At 65.6% G+C, this 2,693-nt stretch carries 2 protein-coding genes; both read left to right on the top strand.

The genetic code is table 11. The features are described 5' to 3' along the window. Positions 1-401: SRPBCC family protein (locus EFK10_RS49150; RefSeq protein ID WP_206305858.1), on the top strand; the 401-nt coding region annotated here is incomplete at its 5' end. A gap of 37 nt (positions 402-438) precedes the next feature. Beyond that, a partial coding sequence (locus EFK10_RS46105) for an FdhF/YdeP family oxidoreductase (RefSeq protein ID WP_127361591.1) occupies positions 439-2,693 on the top strand: 2,255 nt, incomplete at its 3' end.

The following is a 2,693-nucleotide window of genomic DNA, read 5'->3' as shown; positions in this document are numbered from 1 at the left end:
TCAGACCCGCTATGACCCGCTGGGTGATCGGGTGGGGTCCGCTGAGCTACGAGTTCGAAGTGGAAATCGTGGAGCAGCGCCCCGATGCCTGCGTGGCCTGGCGCAGCCTGGATCGGCGGCCGTGCCATCGGGGGGAGGTGACATTCCGGCCGTTGGACTCCCGCCGCACCGCGGTCGCTGTGCGGATGCAATACGAACCGCGGGGTGTGGGGGAACTGGTCGTCGATGCCCTGAGCGTCCCGCGCCGCACGGTGCGAGCCGAACTCGAACACTTCAAAGAGTTCATTGAGGGCCTCGGAGAAGAGGTCGGGGCCTGGCGGGGATCAATCCGCGGCGGCCATGTGCAACCCTCCGAACCAGTACCGCCGAGAAGTCAGGTCCCCTGCTGGCCCCATGGCTGAGCCATCTGCTGGGTCCGCTCGACGAGAGGCATGTCTGATGCAGAAGCCACCGCGCGAAGAACCGGATGACCGGCTGTCCGTGACGCCGCCCAAGGACTGGGCGACGGGGGCGCCGGCGGTGACGCACGCATTGACGTATTCCCTGAGCCAGACCTCGGCACGCCGGACGGGTCTGACCCTGCTGACCATGAACCAGGTCGATGGTATCGACTGCCCGGGCTGCGCATGGGCAGATCCTTCCCCGGGCCACAGGCACATCAATGAGTACTGTGAGAATGGCGCAAAGCACATCAATGACGAGGCGACCTCGCGGCGGATCACCGCTGACTTCTTCCGGCGACACTCGGTCTCGGAGCTGGGGCGGCGGTCCGACCTCTGGCTGAACCAGCAGGGCCGGCTCACTGCGCCGATGGTGAAACGGCCCGGTTCGGACCACTACGAGCCGATCAGCTGGCATGATGCCCTAGGGCTGCTCTCCGAGGAGTTGAAGTCCCTGGACTCGGCCGACGAAGCGACGTTCTACACCTCGGGCCGGGTCGGCAACGAGGCCGCCTTCGTCCTCCAGCTCTTCGCCAGGGCGTTCGGCACCAACAATCTGCCTGACTGCAGCAACCTTTGCCACGAATCCAGCGGATTCGCGCTGAACCAGACGCTGGGGACGGGCAAGGGCACGGTGAGCCTGGAGGACATCCACCATGCCGACCTGATCTTCGTAGTGGGACAGAACCCCGGAACCAACCACCCCCGGCAGCTGTCCGCACTGGAACAGGCCAAGCTCAACGGCGCCCGCATCATCGCGGTGAACCCCCTGCCCGAAGCCGGCCTGCGGCGGTTCAAGAACCCCCAGAGGCCGCGCGGCGTGATCGGCCCTGGCATCCAGATCGCCGACCAATTCCTCCAGATTCGCGTCGGCGGTGATCTCGCATTGTTCCAGGGCCTGAACCGGTTGCTGCTGGAGGCCGAGGAGGCCCGGCCGGGTACGGTGCTCGACCACGAGTTCATCCGATCCACTACCAGCGGGTTCGAGCAGTTCGCCCAGCACGTCCGCGGAATCTCCTGGGAAAATATCATCGCAGGGAGCGGACTGGCCCGCGACAAGATTGAGAAGGTCCGGGACGAGGTCCTCAAAAGCGAGCGGATCATCGTCTGCTGGGCCATGGGGCTGACGCAGCACAAGCATGGAGTTCCCACGATCAGGGAAATCGTGAATTTCCTGATGCTGCGCGGGAACGTCGGCAGGGCTGGAGCCGGAGCCTGCCCCGTACGCGGCCACAGCAACGTTCAGGGAGACCGCACGATGGGCATCTGGGAGCAGATGCCGGCGTCCTTCCTGGACGCCCTGCAACGTGAGTTCGGTTTCGACCCGCCCCGAGCGCACGGACTGGACGCCGTGAACTCGATCAGGGCTATGCGGGAGGGCCGTATCAAGGTCTTTCTGGGTGTCGCGGGCAATTTCGTCCGCGCCGCCCCGGACAGCGCCATCACCGAGGAGGCCATGCGAAGGTGCCGGCTCACGGCGCACATCTCGACGAAGCTCAACCGCTCCCACACCGTCTGCGGGGATACCGCACTCATCCTGCCTGCTTTGGGGCGCACCGAGCGGGACGTTCAGGCAGGGGGCGAGCAGTTCGTGACCGTGGAGGACTCGATGAGCGAGGTCCACACCTCCAGGGGGCGTCTCGAACCGGCCTCCAGGCTGTTGCTCAGCGAAGTCGCCATCCTGAGCCGGCTGGCCCGCCGGACTTTGGATGGAAGAGCGGGCATCCCGTGGGAGCAATTCGAGGCTGACTACGGCGCAATCCGGGCTCGGATCGCCCGCGTCCTACCGGGATTCCACGACTTCAACCGCCGGGTAGTCCGTCCGGGTGGTATCCAGTTGCCGAACCCGGTGAACGAGGGGGTCTTCCCCACCCCAGTCGGCAAAGCCCTGTTCACCTGCAACAAGTGGGAGATGCTGGACGCCCCCAAGGGACACCTGCTTCTGCAGACCTTGCGTTCCCATGACCAGTGGAACACCATCCCCTACACACAGAACGACCGCTACCGGGGCATCCACGGAAGCCGACGCGTCGTCCTGGTGAACCCCGCAGACCTGGCTGAACTCGGCCTGGCCGAGGGCGAGCACGTTGACCTGGTGGGCGTGTGGGACGACGACGTGGAGCGCCGCGCCGAGGACTTCCAGGTAGTCCCTTACCCGAGCGCAATCGGCTGCGCCGCCGCGTACTACCCCGAGACAAATGTCCTGGTTCCGCTGGACAGCGTGGCCGACTTCAGTAACCAGCCCACGTCGAA

Origin of the sequence: Streptomyces soli (assembly GCF_003999195.1) — a bacterium.
GTDB lineage: Bacteria > Actinomycetota > Actinomycetes > Streptomycetales > Streptomycetaceae > Actinacidiphila > Actinacidiphila soli.
This window is presented reverse-complemented; position numbering and strand designations above follow the sequence as displayed.